We start from the raw sequence: 18,615 nt of genomic DNA, 5'->3' as shown, positions 1-18,615 counted from the left end.
ATAAAATCTACAAAGGAGTACACCATGGAAGCAATTATCGCTGCAATTACAGCCTATCAACCGGCTACGACACAAGAAGTTGCGGATAAGAAGTTATTTATGGAACAAATTCGATACCAAGAAAACTTGCTCACACGAGAAAATCTGGACTATCATTTTTCATCTTCTGCTTGGGTAGTTAACCCAGACTATGATAAGACCTTAATGATTTATCACAATATTTATCAATCTTATGCATGGACAGGAGGGCATGCAGATGGAATGAGTGATTTATTACAAGTCGCAAAAAAAGAATTGGTGGAAGAAACGGGAATCAAAAATTATCAAGTAGTTACTGAGAAGTTATTTTCTTTTGATATTTTACCAGTACCTGCACATTATAAAAATGGAAAATTTATTAAAGAGCACAATCACATCAACACCACCTATCTTTTTGTAGCACCAGAAACACAAAATTTACAAATTAAACCGGATGAAAATAGCGATGTGAAGTGGATTGCTGCCGATAAATTAGAACAAGCAGTGGCAGAAGTTGCGATGCATCCTTATTATCGCAAACTAATGAACAAAGCTAAAAAATTTAAAGAATAGACCCGCTCGAAAATAGAAGACTGAAGGAAGTAATTGAGATATCCTGAGGAGTAAATGAAATTTATCTTTAGTGTCTTGAAAAACTTTTAGTCGTTGCTGTTTGATTATAAATAGATTTAGGATGAAAATTAGGGAATTTTTGTTCTAAATCTATTTTTTTGTATAAAAAATGTATATTTTAAAGTTGAGGGAAATTTCTCTTAAAATTATTTTCGTTGGAAATGCTGAAATAATGGGATTTATTTGATAATGATAAAAAAAGTTGAATTTAGCTATGAAATAATATACGTATCTTTAGTGAAAAAATTCAGAAAAAGCGTGCATTTGAAAAAACCTTGTGCTAATATGTATATATTCTCAATAAAGAGATTAAAAGTGAATATATATTTATTAGGAGTGATTGGATGAAAAAGTTTTTGACAAGTTTAGCAATTGTAGGGATCTGTTTTTTATTAACGGCCTGTGGCAGTAAAAAAGAAGAGGATAAATTGGCTGCCATTAAAGAAAGTGGTGTACTGAAAGTTGGTACTTCAGCTGAGTTTGCGCCGTTTGAATTTCATACGATGGTTGATGGCAAAGATAAAATTGTCGGGGCGGATATGGATTTGGCACAAGCGCTTGCTGATAAATTAGGCGTGAAATTAAAAATTGAAGATATGGAATTTAATGCGGTCTTAGCTACCTTAAAAGAAGGTAAAGTTGATCTTGGTATTGCCGGTATCTCTGCTACACCTGAACGTCAAAAATCCTTTGACTTTTCGGCCAACTATTATAATCCCCCTCAAAAAGTTGTCATTAACAAAAAAAATGCCGCCAACTATAATTCTATCGCCAGTCTAAAAGGAAAGAAAATCGGAGCACAAAAAGGCTCCATTCAAGAAGATATCGTCAAAGAACAAATGCAAGACCCACAAATTGTTTCTGTAGCAAAAGTTCCCAATTTAATTTTAGAAGTAAAACAAGGTTCAATTGATGCATTAGTTGTGGAGGAAACTGTAGGTGCTGCTTATATAGCGCAAAATCCGGAATTGCAATTTGCGACAATTGATTTAAAATCCAGTGAAGATGAAGCTTATGCGATTGCAATGCAAAAAGGCAGCGATACTTTGAAAAGTGAAATTGACAAAATTATTAAGGAATTAATTGATTCAGGGGAAATCGAAAAATATGTCAATGAAAATACAGCGATCGCAAATAAAACAACCAAAGAATAAAAATGGGGAATGAAAATGGATTTTTCTTTTTTAACTGAATATTATCCGTATTTCTTATATGGAACGGTTATTACGCTAATCATCTCAGTAGTAACAATTATTATTGGGACCATCATCGGAGTTCTAATGGCATTGGCCAAACTTAGTTTTGTAGCGCCATTAAGATGGCTGGCAAATATTTATATTGAATTATTCCGCTGCACGCCAATGCTGATTCAAATTATGATTGGTTTTGTCTTGTTGCAAGGAACTTTTTCTGCACCGACAATTGATATTGGTATTTTAAAATTAGATTTTACTCGTCTAATTCCAGGGATTATTGTTATTTCCTTAAATTCGGGTGCTTATGTCGCTGAAATAGTGCGGGGAGGCATTCAATCGGTGGACAGCGGCCAAAGTGAAGCGGCAGGCTCTTTAGGGTTAAAACCGATGCAGGCAATGCGTTATGTTATCTTTCCACAAGCTTTACGAAATATTTTACCACCAATGGGAAATGAGTTTATTATTTTGATTAAAGATTCATCATTACTTTCTACAATTGGCATTTATGAGCTGATGAATACTGCCCAAATTGTTATTACTAATTCTTATATTCCACTGGAACCTTATTTTGTAGCAGCCGCCATTTATTTTGTTATCACTTTTTCAACGGGGCGAATTTTGGCCTGGTGGGAACAAAAGATGGGCGTTGGCTATAGTCGATAAGTGGAATTTAAAGGAGGAGGAGTATGTCTGTTTTAATTGATGTCAAAGGTCTGCATAAGTCTTTTAAAAATAACAAGGTTTTGAAAGGAATTGATACACAAATTCAAAAAGGTGAAGTTGTGGTCGTCATTGGGCCATCAGGTTCAGGCAAAAGTACTTTTTTACGTTGTTTGAATTTATTAGAGACGCCGACACAAGGTGAAATATTTTTTGAAAATCAAAATATAACCGATTCAAAAAATGATTTGTACCAAATGCGCGAAAAGATGGGGATGGTTTTTCAAAATTTTAATTTATTTCCTAATATGAAGGTTTTAGATAATATTACGTTAGCACCTCGGAAAGTTAAAAACATCACCAATGCTGAAGCTGAAACAATTGCCCGAGAGTTATTACGAAAAGTTGGCTTAGCTGATAAAGCTATGGCCTATCCCCAGTCGTTATCCGGTGGTCAAAAACAACGAATAGCTATTGCCAGAGCGTTAGCCATGCAACCAGATGTCATGCTTTTTGACGAACCAACCTCAGCGCTTGATCCAGAAATGGTGGGTGAAGTTCTACAAGTTATGCAAGACTTAGCTAAAGAAGGGATGACAATGGTGATTGTTACCCATGAAATGGGCTTTGCTAAAGAGGTAGGCGATCGTGTCTTGTTTATGGACGAAGGAATTATTCGAGAAGAAGGAACACCGACAGAACTTTTTGATCATCCGCAAAATAAACGGACCGCTGATTTTTTATCAAAAGTTTTATCCTAAATAAAAAAACAAGGATATGTTTCAAATAAGTTGCCAGGAATAACTAGCACTTGCAAGAAAACATATCCTTGTTTTTTTAAGGTTGTTCGTCAGTTTTTGTATCTAATTCAAAAGGTGAACCGACATAGATGTAGCGTGTTGTGACAACGCCATCTGGATCAGTAGAACAAATTTCTTGTTTGAAAGGAAAACAAATTCGTTGGCCTAGTTTTGTTTCATCGCTAGTTGCAATAATTTGGAAATTAGGTGCAGTAGGCAATGCTTCGGCTACTTTATCTATGATCATTTCGTCAGTCATATCTTTAGTCTTAACAATTCGTTTGTAGTCCTCCAAAAAAGCAGCTTGATTTCCAAAGATTTCCATATGCTTCGCTCCTTCATCTGAAAATTAAAATTAAAATACCAATTACAAATAAAAATAAAATGAGATATAAAAAGAAAGTCCATAATCCTGCAAGAAATTTTCGCATGAATATCACCTTTTTTTAGTATAACATAACTTGTGATATTCGACAGAAATGACATTTTTTAAATGAGAAGTCTATCAGTTATTTTGAATCTAATAAAATTTGCTGCAACGTATACGCTGCATTGGCTGCAATTTTCGTATTTGGATTACGATAGGTTATCAGTGCTTTCCAAAGTGCCCAGCCCTTGGCCCGATTTATGAGCTTTTCATCTAAATTTGCGAGAAAAACCGAGCGGCTATCTTTTTCAAAAAAGCTCCAAGCCATAGCGTAATCACAAGCAGGGTCGCCAACGGCCATGATGCCAAAATCAATGACGCCATGAAGTCGACCTTTTTGTACAATCAAATTTCCTGGTGCGATATCGCCGTGAAGCCAAACAGGTTCGTGTTCCCAAGAAGAAGTAATGGCATTTAGCCAAATTTTTTCTAATTGCTTTATGGGTAAATCGTTTTGCAAAGTGGTGAAAGTACTTATAACTTCGTCATGATAAACACTAGGACTGGCACCTCTAAAAAAATTGTGATTTCCTGCAGCTGGTGCAGTTGTAATAGGTACTTTTTGCAACTCCACTAAAAATTTAGTTAAATCCAAGGCTAATAAAGAAAGATTGGCAACGTTTTTTCTTGTAAGTGTTTCTCCGGAAATGAACTGGTTGACTGACCAAAAAGAAGGATATAAGACACTAGGATGACCTAAACCAAGTGGTGTTGGAATATGAAAACTCAAGTGTTTAGCTAAGACAGGTAGCCAAACACTTTCCTTTTTTATTTGCGGTTCATACTTTGCTGAACGTGGCAGGCGGATTGTCATATTTTGACCCAAACGGAAGGTTTGGTTATCATGTCCGCTATTTTTGACAAAGGTAATCTCGAGATCTTGCCATTGGGGAAATTGGTGTGAAATTAAATTTTTAACTGAAGCAAGCGTTAGCATCGGGGTTCTCCTTTAAAAAAAGCTGATTTTGACCCATTAATTGTTAGTGAGTCAGGCAATTACGAGTGAAGAAATCGATAAAATTCATATGTAAAGCTGAGACTATAAAAAACTTTGGGTACTTTTTGTGCAATAAATAAAAAAAGTTTACAAATCTGTATGAAAACACAGTTTGTAAACCTATAATAAAAGCGGGTGACGAGAATCGAACTCGCGACGGAAGCTTGGGAAGCTTCTGTTTTACCACTAAACTACACCCGCAAGACAAGAAATAGTATATAGCTTTTTTTATTTTCCGGCAAGTGATTTGTTAGCAATTAAAAAAAATTATTTTTAAACTCTCAAAATTATCGACTATTTTTTTAAATTAGGCGTCTATTTTTAATAAAGTTTGAAATAATGAGGATGAAAATTACGAAAGCTAGAATTATGACACATTTTATAGTATAATTTCGGTTTGAGGAGTACACGGTACTCCTTCATTTTTTGAGTAAAGGAGCACCTATGTTTCAGGAATATAAACCAACGTGGATGGTTTCGGCCATCTATCAGATTACACCGGAACAATTAAAAAAACACGGCATTAAAGCTGTTTTAACAGATTTAGATAATACTTTAATCGCTTGGAATAATCCCAATGGGACCGAAGAGTTACGCCAATGGCTAAAACAAATGGATGCTGCTAAAATTCCTGTTGTTGTCGTTTCTAACAATAATCATGAACGCATTGCCCATGCATTAGCACCTTTTGGTTTAGATTTTGTTTCCAGAGCTTTAAAACCTTTTGCAAGAGGGATTAAGGCGGGCTACCAAAAGCTGGGAATGAAAAAAGAAGATGTCGTAATGGTGGGCGATCAAATTATGACAGATATTCGTGGAGCTAATAGAGCAGGCGTTAAAAGTATTTTGGTGAAGCCAGTTGTGGCAACAGACGGCTGGAATACGCGGATCAATCGCTTTTTTGAACGGAAAATCATGAAGCATTTACAAAAAAATAATCCGGATATGAAATGGCAAGGTGAATTAAATGACTGAAACTGAAACAATTTATTGTATTGGCTGTGGTGCCGAAATTCAAACACAACATCCAGGTGAGTTAGGTTATACGCCACAATCGGCGCTAGATAAAGGGCTTGAAACGGGTGAAGTGTATTGTCAACGTTGTTTTCGCTTGCGACACTACAATGAAATTCAACCAGTCGCTTTAACAGATGATGATTTTCTACGCTTATTAAATGAATTGGGGCAAAAAGATGCTTTAATTGTAAATGTCGTTGATATTTTTGATTTTAATGGCTCACTTATTCCCGGATTACATCGTTTTGTCGGTGATAATCCCGTGTTGATGGTGGGAAATAAAGTCGACATTTTACCAAAGTCGTTAAAACGAGGGAAAATGACGCAATGGATGCGGGAAAGAGCTCACGAAATGGGTCTGCGTCCCGTGGATGTTTTATTGACGAGTGCCAAGAAACCACAAGAGATGACAGAACTGTTAGATACAATCGAAAAATATCGTGATGGGCGGGATGTTTATATTGTCGGTGTGACGAATGTTGGAAAATCAACGCTAATCAATCAAATCATTAAGCAGACTGCTGGTGTCAAAGACTTGATTACAACTTCACGCTTTCCAGGCACAACGTTAGATAAAATTGAAATTCCATTAGAAGATGGACACTTTTTGATTGATACACCAGGGATTATTCATCGTGAACAAATGGCGCATTACTTAGGTGCGCAAGATTTAAAAATTGTTGCACCACAAAAAGAAGTTAAGCCTAAAGTTTACCAGTTAAATCCTGAGCAAACGCTCTTTTTGGGTGGTTTGGCACGTTTTGATTTTATTAAAGGTGAGCGTAGCTCATTTGTAACATATGTTTCAAATGATGTGGAAATTCACCGGACAAAATTACCAAATGCTGACGCTTTTTATGAAAAACACGTGGGGGGGCTATTACAACCGCCACGCCCAGAAGAAGTAGCAGATTTTCCACCTTTACAACGTTTTGAATTTTCAATTAAAGAAAAAACAGATATTGTCTTTGCTGGGCTGGGCTGGATTACAATTACTAATCCATGTGTTATTGCCGGTTGGGCGCCTAAGGGTGTTGCGGTCTTAACCAGAAAATCATTGATTTAGAAAGAAGGCAACTATGGAATTACGAGGAAAACAAAAACGCTTTTTAAGAAGCAAAGCGCATCACCTACAGCCAATTTTTCAAATAGGAAAAGGCGGCATTAGTGGTCCAATGATTACCCAAATTGGAGAAGCGTTGGAAAAAAGGGAACTAATTAAAGTTTCTTTGCTACAAAATACAGATGAGATTGCAACTGATGTCGCACATATTTTAACAGAGGAAGTACACTGTCAAGTTGTTCAGATTATCGGCCGTGTTTTAGTCTTATACCGACCAAGCAGCAAAGAAAAATATCAAAGAATTTCAAAAGAAGTAAAAGCAATTTAGGAGGTTTGGCAGATGCAAAAAGTGGCAGTTGGTGTCGTACCGCAAGTAAAAATGGCACCGCTAAACAACAAGCGTCGTAAACAAGTTGGTATTTTAGGTGGGAACTTTAATCCGGTACATGTGATGCATTTAATTATTGCAGACCAAGTAGGACAACTTTTAGGTTTAGATGAAGTACGTCTAATGCCAGAGTATCTGCCCCCTCATATTGATGCAAAAAAGACAATTTCAGCCCACCATCGCATAGAAATGTTAAAGTTAGCTGTTCAAGATAATCCACGCTTAAAAGTAGAGGATGTTGAAATTAGACGGCAAGGTGTTAGTTATACGATTGATACCATGAAGATTTTAAAAGAACAAAATCCAGATACTGATTTTTATTTTATTATTGGTGGCGATATGGTGGCTTATCTACCGAAATGGCGTCAAATTGATGAGTTGGCTGATTTAGTTCAATTTGTAGGCGTTAAACGTCCTGAGTACAGTCAAGAAAGTCCGTATCCAATTATTTGGGTGGACATTCCACAGATGGATTTGAGTTCGTCTCTGATTCGTAAAAAGATTGCCCAGGGGTGCTCGGCGCGCTACTTTCTGCCAGATCCTGTGTTAAACTATATTTTAGAAAAGGGGCTGTATCTTGATGAAATATAGTGATAATTATACGGCGATGGATCGAAAATTACTGATGCAAAAAGTTCAGATGCAAATGAGTGAAAAACGCTTTAAACACGTTTTGGGTGTGGAAGAAACTGCGATTGCCTTGGCAAGTAAATATGGTGCTTCACCAGAAAAAGCAAGTATTGCTGCTTTGACGCATGACTACGCTAAAGAAAGAAGCGACGATGAATTTCAATTGGTTATTCGTCGTGATGGTTTTGATTTGGACTTGTTAAACTGGGGTAACGCCATTTGGCACGGCATTGTGGGGGCTGACTTTGTTCAGCGAGAGTTAGAAATTGATGACGAAGAAATTTTAACAGCGATTGCGTTGCATACTACCGGTGCAGCTGAAATGTCACTTTTGGCAAAAATCATTTATGTAGCGGACTTTATTGAACCTGGACGAGACTTTCCAGGGGTTAAAAAAGCACGGGAAATAGCATTAATTAATTTAGATGAGGCTGTTGCTTATGAAACAAAGCATACACTGACCTATCTAATTGAACAAAACAAGCCCATTTATCCAAAAACAATTGAGACATATAATAAGTGGGTCGCAAATCACGCTTAACTAAAATAACGTAACACCAAATATAGGAGGGAACTACCATAGAAAGTGAAAAGATTTTACAAACAGCAGTAGAAGCTGCTGATTCAAAACATGCGCAAGATATTATTGCATTAGATGTGCGAGAAATTTCCCTATTGGCAGATTATTTTTTAATTTGTTCTGCAAATAGTGAACGTCAGATTAATGCGATCATTGATGAAATCGTCGAAAAAGAAGAAACACAAGGAGTTGCCATCAAAAGAATTGAAGGTAAAGACGGAGCTAAATGGGTTTTAATTGATCTAGGGGATGTTATTGTCCACGTATTTAGCACAAGCGAGCGGGAATTTTACAATTTAGAAAAATTGTGGTCTGACGCACCTTTAGTTGACCTAAATGCATGGCTTGTATCTTAAAATGACATATGAAACATTTGCTTTTGTTTATGATGAAGTGATGGATAAAAGTCTATATGAAAAATGGTATGAATTTTCAAAGCGCCATTTAAAGCAAAAAAAACAATTACTAGAATTGGCATGTGGTACCGGGGCACTAGCCTGTCGCTTTGCCAAAGACGGTTATGATGTGACGGCTTTAGATTTATCGGAAGAAATGTTAATGATTGCAAGCCAACGAGCTTTTGAAGCGGATGTTTCGGTACAATTTATTGAAGGTGATATGCTGGATTTAAATGATATCGGCGAATACGAAGCTGTTACGTGCTTTTCGGATTCACTATGCTATATGCCAGATGAACAAGCCGTTCAACAAGTTTTTGATGGTGTCTATCAGCTGTTAAAAAAAGAGGGAATCTTCATTTTTGATGTTCACTCTCTTTATCAAATCAATGAAGTTTTTCCTGATTATAACTACCATTATCAAACCGATGAGTTTGCTTTTTTGTGGGAAAGTTATCAAGGAAAGCTACCTGATAGTATTGAACATTTTCTAACTTTTTTTGTCGCGCAAAACACAGAGTGCGATTTATTTGAACGCAGAGATGAGTTGCATAAAGAACGTACTTACTCATTGGAACTTTATCAAAGAATGTTGGAAAATGCTGGGTTTAATCAGATAGAGTGCTTTGGTGATTTCACCGATAGTCAGCCAAATGAAAAAACGCGCCGTTGGTTTTTTGTTTGTCAAAAATAAGTGAATACAAAATTATCCGGACGCAAGATATGAAACGTTTTAACATATCAGTCCGGTTATATTTGTTTATGTCATAATTACCTGTTTTAAAAAGAAAGGAAAGAAAAATGAAAGCTTGCGGTGTTATTGTTGAATACAATCCCTTTCATAATGGCCATCTTTATCATATCAAAACAGCCCGCAAGAAAAGTCAGGCGGACGTTGTCATTGCTGTAATGAGTGGAAATTTTTTGCAGCGAGGAGAGCCAGCGGTGGTGGATAAATGGCAAAGAGCAGATGCTGCACTGGCTCATGGTGTGGATTTAGTAATTGAATTACCCATTCAATACGCTTGCCAAGCAGCGGATATATTTGCAAAAGGCGGCATCAAAACGCTGGCAGCATTACAATGTGATAGTTTGTGCTTTGGAACTGATTATGATGCAACGTTTGATTATAATGCTTTTGGACAACAGTTGAATCGGCAGTCTGCTGAAATAAAGGCACTGTTTCAACGAAAGGCGGATCAAAAAAAGACGTATCCACAAATTATGCAAGAAGTTTATCAGGAACTGTTTAACCTACCGCAAGTTAATCAAATGTTGCCTAATCATATTTTGGGTTTGAGTTATGCCAAAGAAAATGCGCAGCTGCAAAATCCGATGAATTTAATTGCTATTAAAAGACAAAAAGCAGGTTATCACGATATTCAAATTACAGATGGAAAAATCGCCAGCGCTACAGCAATTCGTAAGTTACTTCAAGAAGATGGCGATATTTCTAATTTTGTACCAACCAAGACAAAACAAAGTGTAGAAAAATATTCTGTTGATTGGCATAACTTTTGGCCTTATTTACGTTACCGCTTAATGAGTAGTAGCCTAGAAGATTTATTAATCCTCTATCAAATGGAATCAGGGCTTGCCTTGAAAATGCAGCAAACTGCACTTAATACCACAGATTTTACGGATTTTTTGTCTCAAGTAAAATCAAAGCATTATACATTAACCCGGATTCAAAGACAGCTATGTTATATTTTGTTGAATATTACACGTGCTGAAATGCAGCTTGCTTGGTCAGATAATTATTTGCGTATACTCGGGTTTAACCGTAAAGGACAAAAATATTTGAATCAACTTAAAAAAGTGACCCCTTGGCCACTACTTGCAAAAATCGGCAAAAGTGGTGCCAATCAAGTCCCCTTAACTTTAAGAGCCGATGAAATTTATCGGTTGGCAAGTAAAGACATTAGCGAACAAAATTTTGGTCGAAGGCCTTTGAAATTGAATTGAGACTAAAAAATACTTCACAGGAAGCCTTCACACAAGTATAATGGAAAAGGACGTTTTTTCGTCAGTTGAATAATATAGAAACGGAAGTGAAAGTATGGGTCGTAAGTGGGCAAATATCGTCGCGAAAAAGACCGCAAAAGACGGTGCAAATAGTCGTGTTTATGCAAAATTTGGGATTGAAATCTACGCAGCAGCAAAATCAGGTGATCCTGATCCCCACGCCAACCAAAAATTACGTTTTGTTATCGAACGGGCGAAAACGTATAATGTGCCAAAACACATCATTGATCGTGCGATTGAAAAAGCAAAAGGATCTGGCGATGAAAATTATCAAGAGTTGCGTTATGAAGGCTTTGGGCCAAATGGTTCAATGGTAATTGTAGATGCCTTAACCAATAACGTTAATCGTACCGCTGCTGATGTTCGCGCTGCTTTTGGTAAAAATGGCGGGAATATGGGAGTATCTGGGGCTGTTAGTTACATGTTTGATAATACTGCGATTTTTGGTTTTGCCGGCGAAGATGCCGATGAAATTTTAGAATACCTAATGGAAAAAGACATTGATGTTCGCGATGTTACAAAAGAAGACGATCAAATCATCGTTTATGGGGAACCAGAGGACTTTAACAGTATTCAAGCAGCATTAAAGGAAAAAGGAATTGCTGAGTTTTCAGTAGCAGAAATTCAAATGATGCCTCAAAATGAAATCCAATTAACAGGCGAAGATTTAGAAAAATTTGAAAAAATGATCGATGCCTTAGACGATTTGGAAGATGTACAACAAATCTTCCACAATGTAGAATTGGACGATTAAGATAGTTAACATAGAATATAAAAGTTACGAATAGTTAAAAAGAGGACTACTAATTGATATGCTCCAATAACTAGAATTTAATTTTTCTTTGACCTAGTTAAGGGAGCTTATCAAAAAGTAGCTCTCTTTTTTTGTTTATTTAAATTTGCGTAACTGTTTTCCTTAATTGAAACTAAAAAAATTAAAAGGCTGTTAGCCAACCGATGCTAACAGCCTACAAAGGAGAAAATTTCAATATCATACCATGGAAAAAGAGTAGCACGACAATTCGATGGATTCAACACTTCTAAGTTAAAAGAACAGCATTAGAACAATAAAAAAGTACATGCTTAGTGGTGTTATCCACAATAAGTACAAAAAGGCTAATTCATTTATAGAATTGATTTGAAAGTGGAGATTCTTGTCATATTTTTCTATCAAAGTGGTATGCTTTTACAAGGGGGAAAGATGATGAGAATAAAAAGTGTTCCGATTTTAGTTTTTGTTTATCTTGCATTTGCGATAGCGGGTAGATTTTTTAATAGTAGTGAAAAGAAAAAGGCTTTACTTGCAACGATTATCGTTAGAATAGCGCTATTTGTATTCGCTTTGTTTGCTACCTTTATAAAAGATATTCCAGAATTGGCCAGTGTATTTTTGAATGCCGACCTTAATTATGTCTCACCGCCAGATCTTGCTGTTTTGATTGGGATACCACTTTTACTGGTGGATATTGTCGATAGTGGGTTTAGTTGGAGTGATTTAAAAAAAGAAAAATAAAACGGCTCGTCAGATCAAATATTTGAAGCTAAAAATAAGTAAAAGACCGCTCCTATTTGATTAAGTTAAAATAATTTGGACGCTATCTTAAGCTGATTTTTTTCAAGATAAAATCGCAAAAAGGAGGCAAACTCTAAATTAGCATATTTAAGCTTAATTTTTGACAACTTTTCCAAGCTTTGGGATAGTGGAATAGGAGGGGATAATATGATTCAAGCATATAAAGAATACTGGCATAATATGACTGTAATGAATGCCTCTGCAAAAAGAGGGCAATATTGGTGGCCACAACTCGTGAATTATTTGGTATTGGCACTTTACTCCATTCTAACGGGTGTTAGCCGTTATATAGAAATTACACCAGATGATGTGACGGTCATCAAAGAGTGGAACACGATTACAATCATTTTTATTTTATTAAATGCATTAATCTGGCTCGCTAATTTTACTGTACGAGCAAGACGCCTACATGATCGCAATCACAGCAATTGGTGGATTTTGTTTTACTTAATTCCAATAATCGGTACGATCGTTATTTTCATTACACTAATTTTGCCAAGTAAATCCAATACACGTTGGCCTCAGAATCAATCAGAATTTTAGGATGAAAAGCTAAAAAAAGCACCTGCAACATTTCACAGTGAAGTGTTGCAGGTGCTTTTTTGGTCTGGCGGCACAGAAGTATCCATTTTATTTTTCACAAGAAAAAATATTAATAGGACTACTTTAGCACTTTTAATCCCCTCAAACTGGCTTCTAAGCCTTAAGCCGAAATTTTTTATTGTTAGCAAGGCAACTGAGTGCAAGTAACTTTTTTATTATGCTGACTTGGTAAAAAGACTTTGTAGCGCGGCAATAAAATATGGCAAATATAAAAACCATAAGTTGAGCCGTTGCCATAATCCCCGGTGGGAAACTTGGAATTGGCTAATAATTGGGATTTTTGGCATTGCAAATAAAAACATAAAAATCAAAGCAGCAATAAAAATAAGTGGTAATAAAATAATCATTACTGAATTTTTTTCTTTTTGATAGAGGAGAAATAAAAGTAATGTTCCCACTAAAAGTGCAACAAACCCTGCTCCTGAAGCGTAATTGTGAAGCAGTGAGGTGAAGTCTACTTCGCTGGAGTTAGCTGCTCGGTCGAAAATACCGGTAATAATACAGTCGCCAATACCAAACAACATTACCATCAAAGAAAGAACCAACGCCAGTTGAGAATTTGTTTCTTTGAACCGCTGAAAGATAGCTGGGCCACTTAAGACAAAGAGAGTACCGTTAATAATTTCCCAGATTTTAAATGCCCATTTTGTCGGGCTGTCGGTTTCACCAAAAGTTGAGATGAGATCATTAATTTGACTATAATTGGGATAGTACTTCGCCAAAATAAAAGGGAGTGCGATCTCACTGACAATGGCTAATAACAATAAATAAAAGCCATATTCTTTTAACAATTTCATGTTAATCACTCCAATAATTCAATTTACTTACAAATAATATTTTAATCTTATTTGGTTAACTTGGAAACTAAAAAGACTTTGCGTAAGGGCTACCAAATCCTAATCGGAAAATTGTCAAATTGTGCTATACTATTAATGCTTTGAAGATAGAAAGAAAGAGGTTAATCGTGTGAAAGCAAAATACATTTTAGCGTTGGACCAAGGAACAACTAGTTCTCGGGCCATCATTTTTAATAAAGCAGGAAAAGCTGTGGTTAGTGCACAGCGGGAATTTCCTCAGATTTTTCCTAAAGCCGGCTGGGTAGAACACAATCCGGTTGAAATTTGGAATTCAATTCAGTCAGTGATTGCAGACGCCTTAATCGATGGCAATATTAAGCCGCATCAAATTGCAGCAATCGGGATTACCAATCAGCGGGAAACGACAGTAATCTGGGATAAAGAAACAGGAGAACCAATTTATAATGCGATTGTATGGCAGTCAAAGCAAACGAATGAAATTGCGGCAGCTTTAAAAGAAGCAGGTCATAGCGAAATGATTCAACAAAAGACTGGCCTTTTGATTGACTCTTATTTTTCGGCGACAAAGGTAAAATGGATTTTAGATAACGTTCGTGGTGCAAGAAAGCAGGCAGAAGAAGGTGCATTGTTATTTGGAACAATTGACACGTGGCTTTTGTGGAAATTAACTGGCGGTAAGGTTCACGTGACCGATTACACGAATGCCAGTCGAACAATGATGTTTAACATTCACGACTTGTGTTGGGATGAAGAAATTCTAAGTCTTTTGGATATTCCCAAAACATTATTGCCTGAAGTCCGTTCAAATTCTGAAATTTATGGTTACACAGACGATTATTTATTTTATGGTCAAAAAATCCCAATCGCAGGTATGGCCGGTGATCAACAAGCTGCGTTGTTTGGGCAGCAGGCTTTTGAAGTTGGCAATGTCAAAAATACGTATGGAACAGGAGCCTTTATTGTTATGAATACCGGCAGTGATGCAATCACCTCTCAAAATGGATTGCTGACGACCATTGGTTATGGAATTAACGGCAAAATTACTTATGCATTAGAAGGGAGTATTTTTGTTGCAGGTTCTGCTATTCAATGGTTACGCGACGGACTGCGTTTGTTTGATCAAGCGCCGGATTCTGAGACTTATGCCAGTCGTGTTAAAGATAGTGATAATGTGTATGTTGTTCCGGCTTTTACTGGATTAGGTGCACCTTATTGGGACCAAGAAGCGCGCGGTGCAATTTTTGGTTTGACTCGTGGTACAACAAAAGAACATTTAATTCGTGCAACACTGGAGTCATTAGCTTATCAAACTTGTGACGTTGTTAAAACGATGGCAGAAGATGCCAAAACACCGATTACCATTTTAAAAGTTGACGGTGGCGCCTCAAAAAATGAGCTGTTATTGCAATTTCAAGCAGATATTTTACAAACGCCAGTTGAAAGAGCCAGCTATCTAGAAACTACGGCTTTAGGGGTAGCTTATTTAGCCGGTCTTGCTGTTGGTTTTTGGCAAGACTTAGATGAATTGCAAACATTTCAAGCGCAGGGAAAATCCTTTGAACCAAAAATGGCAAAAGAAATTTGCGAAAATTTATATGCAGGGTGGCAAGAGGCAGTAAATGCTACTATGGGCTTTAAGCATCGACCATTAGAAAAATAACGTTTTTTTCCCAGACTAGCTAGCAAGTACTTGTATTTGAAAAAAATATGGTATACTAATTGAGTGGAAACGTTATCTTTAAGGTGGTGGAAATCTTTGGAAAAAATTAGTTTAGAACCCTTTGATCGCATTTTAAGTGATTACCAACAAAAGGCAGAATTAGCCGTCTCGGTTAGTGATTGTTCAACTTTAGCGCGGAGGTGTCAAAGCTTTGGTGTCGATGGCTATCGCTTGGGGGATTTTCGAGGCGCGGGTTATTTAAATCGTTATGTTTACTACTCTGTAACCCAAGCACCCATGTTAATCTATCGTAAAAAATATTTAATTCCCTTAGTATTCCGCCATAATCCAGAAAGTTATGAACTTTTTTCGGAAGAGTATCGTTTGGAGAGTTTTTTCATTTTATTAGCATGGTATTTAAAAAATGAACCGCAAAAAGTCATCTTACAGGATTACGAAAAGGTAAAAAATAAGCGTCTGTATCATGAATTTACTGTAATTGACAGTGCTTTTTTAGTTTTTCGTCTATCGGAGATTTTAGATGCGGCTGGTTTGCCAATAAGTCATTGTGCTAACCTTGCTACCTTTAAAGAATGGAACAAGCAACATCGACTATTAGATAACGGACTGGTTGGTCGCCACGCAAAAATCTTTGATGAAGAAGATAAAAAGCAATCCTCAGAATTAAAAATGATTTTGCAATTAATTCAATTGAAATATCCCAATACGAAATTATTCATATAAAAAAAACCCAAACCTATTGCTAGCAGCTGCGAAAAATTTCGGCAGTGCTTTGTCATTGGTTTGGGTTTTTATGGCTAAAATTGTTATAAGACGATTTTATTAAAGGTTAAAGGATCGGCTGTATCAAAAAATGGCGAGAGAACTTCCGGGCTTATCACCGTTAATTCATGCATTGCCCGCGTTGCAATCGTATAGAAAATTAAACGATCTTGTGGTGTTTTGAAACTTTCATCTACTTGCCAAGCATAGACGCGATCAAATTCTAATCCCTTTGCCAAATAGGCCGGAATAATCATAATACGACGTTTCATAAAGTCTTCTTCAGAAACAATTAATTGAATTTCTTTTTGTAAATCTTGATCTAGCGCATGATACAAGTTCACGCAGTCTTGACTAGTGCGGCAAATAATGGCGGTACGCCAGTATTTGGCTTTTGCTTCATTTGCTTTTAGATCATTTTTTAAATAAGTCAAACATTGCTGTTCATTAAAGCCTGTAACAAGCGTCGGTAGATCACCTTTTCTGGCGGTCAACTCCACAGTATCATCTTCAGATAAAAACTGATTGGCAAAATCGGTAATTTCTTTGGTTGAACGATAACTAGTGGTTAGCTGATAACGGGTAACTGCTTGATCTGAAAAAAGATCAGCTAAATTTCCCACAATTGTTTCATTACCAAAAACTTTTTGATTTAAATCACCACATAAAGTCAGATTAGCCTGCGGGTATAATTCTCGCAAAAGGGCTACTTGCGCAGGGGGAAAGTCTTGCATTTCGTCAATAAAAATAAAGCGTGCTTGCACAGGTAAGTCGACTGGGCGCAATCCTTTTAACAATAAAAAGAACAAAACTGCGTCTTCTTGTTTTAAAAGACGATTTTTTAACAGCCTGCGCGTTTCTTCAATGCTTTTTTGCCACTGGGTTAGATCAACGTGGTGAGCTGATAAAACTTTCTTTGGAATACTTTGTAAAAAGTGGAGGTATTGCTTTGAAAAGTTAATAAATTGAAATCGCTTGATGCTTCTTACCATGCTACGAAAATGGCGCTTAACAATTTGCTTTTTGATTTGATTCCGTAATTTTCGTTCATTTTCTTCAGAATCGGTTAAATTCGGATGGTCAGCAAAGTATTGTTGTAATTCTTCTTCTGCAGCATCTTTCACCCAGCTTTTTTTCGCTTCATCTTTTTGTAAACCGCCAACTTTTTTTAGCAGTTTTGTTTGTAAAAGTTGTGTTCGTTGATAAAGCGGTAAGTTAGGATTTGTTTCTTCGTACCAATTGCGCATTTGTTTTGTGGAAATTAAAGTTTGCCCGTTAATTTTAAGATTGCGGAACAAAGGTCCTAATTGTGTAATTTTTTGAATGTAATTCTTACTTGCTTTAACTAAGACCAAACTACTTTTAAGGCGTTCACTTTGTTTTTCATTACCAGTTAAAAAGACAGTTTCTTGTTCTGCTTCTTTTTCAATTGTAAAATTTGGTAATAGTTGATCCATAAAGGCACGAAATGTCCGCGTTGGAACTGTACTTTCTCCTAATGAAGGCAAAACCATAGAAATATAGTCAGAAAATAAGTGATTTGGTGAAAACAAGAGTACCTGTTCATCAGCTAACCATTTGCGATTGCGATATAATAAAAATGCAATTCGCTGTAAGAGTGCTGACGTTTTACCGCTACCAGCAATTCCTTCAATTAACATTATCTTACTGGTGGTATCGCGAATAATTTTGTTTTGCGCTTTTTGAATGGTGGAGACAATATTTTTCATCTGAGAAGAAGAAGCTTCATCTAGAATTTCTAATAAAAACTCATCGTTGATTACTTCTGATGTGTCTACCATCGAAAGCATTTTACCCGCTAGAATTTTAAATTGCCGCTTAAGTAAAAGTTCTACTTCATAACGATCGTGATCAGTTTCGTAAAAGGCAGGCCCTAATTCACCTTCATAATAAAGATTGGCAATTGGCGCGCGCCAATCAATGACGATGGTTTCTTGGTTTTTATCCCGTAAAGAAGCGATTCCAAGATAAAGTGTTTCTTTGCCTTCTTTGCCCTCAGTAAAATCTATTCGAGCAAAGTAGGGATTGTCTTTCATAGTAGCCAAAGTTTTTAAACGTTTTCCTTGGCTTTCAGCAGTGTGGTATTTTAATAATAGTTCTTGTTCATGTTGGCGATATTCAACCGCAGATTCGTAAAATGCTTCGTCTGAGCCACCACGAATTTGATGGTCGGCTACTTCTTTTAGTTCGGCTTGCATTTTGCCACTTAATTGTTGTTGTTGTTCTTTAATTAATTGTTGCTCGTTGTAAATAAGCGCAATTGTCCATTCGACATGTTGCTGCTCTTTGGCACGTTCATCCATAAAACAAGCCTCCGTTTCGTAA

21 protein-coding genes and 1 tRNA gene are annotated in these 18,615 nt (G+C 36.5%); 17 read left to right on the top strand and 5 right to left on the bottom strand.

Annotated features, from left to right (window positions below):
• Positions 1-24: 24 nt before the first annotated feature.
• From K4422_RS00430 to K4422_RS00415, 4 genes are all read left to right on the top strand, one after another.
• Complete coding sequence (locus K4422_RS00430; protein WP_230708504.1) at positions 25-591, top strand: NUDIX hydrolase; 567 nt, start codon at positions 25-27, stop codon at positions 589-591.
• A gap of 404 nt (positions 592-995) precedes the next feature.
• Positions 996-1,805 (top strand): transporter substrate-binding domain-containing protein, encoded by an 810-nt coding sequence (locus K4422_RS00425; protein WP_230708502.1) that lies wholly within the window; start codon positions 996-998, stop codon positions 1,803-1,805.
• Positions 1,806-1,820: 15 nt separating this feature from the next.
• Entirely contained in the window at positions 1,821-2,510 is a 690-nt protein-coding gene (locus K4422_RS00420) for an amino acid ABC transporter permease (protein WP_230708500.1), read from the top strand.
• A 23-nt stretch (positions 2,511-2,533) separates the two neighbouring features.
• A complete protein-coding gene (locus K4422_RS00415; RefSeq protein WP_230708498.1) occupies positions 2,534-3,268 on the top strand; it encodes an amino acid ABC transporter ATP-binding protein in 735 nt (244 codons plus the stop codon).
• Positions 3,269-3,344: 76 nt separating this feature from the next.
• On the opposite strand, the gene K4422_RS00410 is transcribed toward K4422_RS00415, so the two are convergent.
• The 3 genes from K4422_RS00410 to K4422_RS00400 all read right to left on the bottom strand — a co-directional run bounded on the left by K4422_RS00410 (position 3,345) and on the right by K4422_RS00400 (position 4,932).
• A complete protein-coding gene (locus tag K4422_RS00410; protein WP_206903992.1) occupies positions 3,345-3,632 on the bottom strand; it encodes a hypothetical protein in 288 nt (95 codons plus the stop codon).
• 184 nt (positions 3,633-3,816) lie between these two features.
• On the bottom strand, positions 3,817-4,671 hold the full coding sequence (locus K4422_RS00405) for an aminoglycoside phosphotransferase family protein (RefSeq protein ID WP_230708497.1): 855 nt from the start codon (positions 4,669-4,671) through the stop codon (positions 3,817-3,819).
• Positions 4,672-4,861: 190 nt separating this feature from the next.
• A tRNA-Gly gene (locus K4422_RS00400) sits at positions 4,862-4,932 on the bottom strand.
• 243 nt (positions 4,933-5,175) lie between these two features.
• On the opposite strand from K4422_RS00400, the gene K4422_RS00395 reads away from it, so the two are divergent.
• From K4422_RS00395 to K4422_RS00345, 11 genes are all read left to right on the top strand, one after another.
• Positions 5,176-5,706, top strand: coding sequence for a YqeG family HAD IIIA-type phosphatase (locus K4422_RS00395; protein WP_206904002.1), 531 nt, complete (start codon positions 5,176-5,178; stop codon positions 5,704-5,706).
• The gene (yqeH, locus tag K4422_RS00390) at positions 5,699-6,814 is read left to right on the top strand and encodes a ribosome biogenesis GTPase YqeH (RefSeq protein ID WP_230708496.1); all 1,116 of its coding nucleotides are present in this window, start codon (positions 5,699-5,701) and stop codon (positions 6,812-6,814) included. Before K4422_RS00395 ends, yqeH begins: the two co-directional genes overlap by 8 nt.
• Positions 6,815-6,827: 13 nt before the next feature.
• Entirely contained in the window at positions 6,828-7,139 is a 312-nt protein-coding gene (gene yhbY / locus K4422_RS00385) for a ribosome assembly RNA-binding protein YhbY (RefSeq protein WP_230708495.1), read from the top strand.
• A 51-nt stretch (positions 7,140-7,190) separates the two neighbouring features.
• Positions 7,191-7,790: a nicotinate-nucleotide adenylyltransferase gene (locus K4422_RS00380; protein WP_230708983.1), complete on the top strand. Its 600-nt coding sequence runs from the start codon at positions 7,191-7,193 to the stop codon at positions 7,788-7,790.
• Entirely contained in the window at positions 7,780-8,370 is a 591-nt protein-coding gene (gene yqeK, locus K4422_RS00375; RefSeq protein ID WP_206904017.1) for a bis(5'-nucleosyl)-tetraphosphatase (symmetrical) YqeK, read from the top strand. The genes K4422_RS00380 and yqeK overlap by 11 nt, the downstream gene beginning before the upstream one ends.
• A gap of 53 nt (positions 8,371-8,423) precedes the next feature.
• Positions 8,424-8,765: a ribosome silencing factor gene (rsfS, locus tag K4422_RS00370; RefSeq protein ID WP_206904208.1), complete on the top strand. Its 342-nt coding sequence runs from the start codon at positions 8,424-8,426 to the stop codon at positions 8,763-8,765.
• A 1-nt stretch (position 8,766) separates the two neighbouring features.
• Positions 8,767-9,501 (top strand): class I SAM-dependent DNA methyltransferase, encoded by a 735-nt coding sequence (locus K4422_RS00365; protein ID WP_206904020.1) that lies wholly within the window; start codon positions 8,767-8,769, stop codon positions 9,499-9,501.
• A gap of 107 nt (positions 9,502-9,608) precedes the next feature.
• On the top strand, positions 9,609-10,772 hold the full coding sequence (locus tag K4422_RS00360; RefSeq protein ID WP_230708494.1) for a nucleotidyltransferase: 1,164 nt from the start codon (positions 9,609-9,611) through the stop codon (positions 10,770-10,772).
• A 94-nt stretch (positions 10,773-10,866) separates the two neighbouring features.
• On the top strand, positions 10,867-11,586 hold the full coding sequence (locus K4422_RS00355) for a YebC/PmpR family DNA-binding transcriptional regulator (RefSeq protein ID WP_206904022.1): 720 nt from the start codon (positions 10,867-10,869) through the stop codon (positions 11,584-11,586).
• A gap of 450 nt (positions 11,587-12,036) precedes the next feature.
• Complete coding sequence (locus K4422_RS00350) at positions 12,037-12,345, top strand: hypothetical protein (protein ID WP_230708493.1); 309 nt, start codon at positions 12,037-12,039, stop codon at positions 12,343-12,345.
• A gap of 207 nt (positions 12,346-12,552) precedes the next feature.
• Entirely contained in the window at positions 12,553-12,948 is a 396-nt protein-coding gene (locus K4422_RS00345; RefSeq protein WP_206904024.1) for a DUF805 domain-containing protein, read from the top strand.
• 215 nt (positions 12,949-13,163) lie between these two features.
• Here the strand turns inward: K4422_RS00345 and K4422_RS00340 are convergent, their stop codons facing one another.
• The gene (locus tag K4422_RS00340) at positions 13,164-13,805 is read right to left on the bottom strand and encodes a DUF998 domain-containing protein (protein ID WP_230708492.1); all 642 of its coding nucleotides are present in this window, start codon (positions 13,803-13,805) and stop codon (positions 13,164-13,166) included.
• Positions 13,806-13,974: 169 nt separating this feature from the next.
• Between K4422_RS00340 and glpK the strand changes: the two genes are divergently transcribed.
• Both glpK and K4422_RS00330 read left to right on the top strand, forming a co-directional pair.
• Positions 13,975-15,486 (top strand): glycerol kinase GlpK, encoded by a 1,512-nt coding sequence (gene glpK, locus K4422_RS00335; RefSeq protein ID WP_230708490.1) that lies wholly within the window; start codon positions 13,975-13,977, stop codon positions 15,484-15,486.
• Positions 15,487-15,582: 96 nt separating this feature from the next.
• Positions 15,583-16,230, top strand: a complete 648-nt coding sequence (locus K4422_RS00330) for a hypothetical protein (protein WP_230708489.1) — start codon at positions 15,583-15,585, stop codon at positions 16,228-16,230.
• An 83-nt stretch (positions 16,231-16,313) separates the two neighbouring features.
• Here the strand turns inward: K4422_RS00330 and helD are convergent, their stop codons facing one another.
• The gene (gene helD, locus K4422_RS00325; protein ID WP_230708487.1) at positions 16,314-18,593 is read right to left on the bottom strand and encodes an RNA polymerase recycling motor HelD; all 2,280 of its coding nucleotides are present in this window, start codon (positions 18,591-18,593) and stop codon (positions 16,314-16,316) included.
• Positions 18,594-18,615: the final 22 nt, after the last annotated feature.

The organism is Enterococcus sp. SMC-9 (assembly GCF_021011285.1).
Taxonomy (GTDB): domain Bacteria; phylum Bacillota; class Bacilli; order Lactobacillales; family Enterococcaceae; genus Enterococcus_C; species Enterococcus_C montenegrensis.
This window is presented reverse-complemented; position numbering and strand designations above follow the sequence as displayed.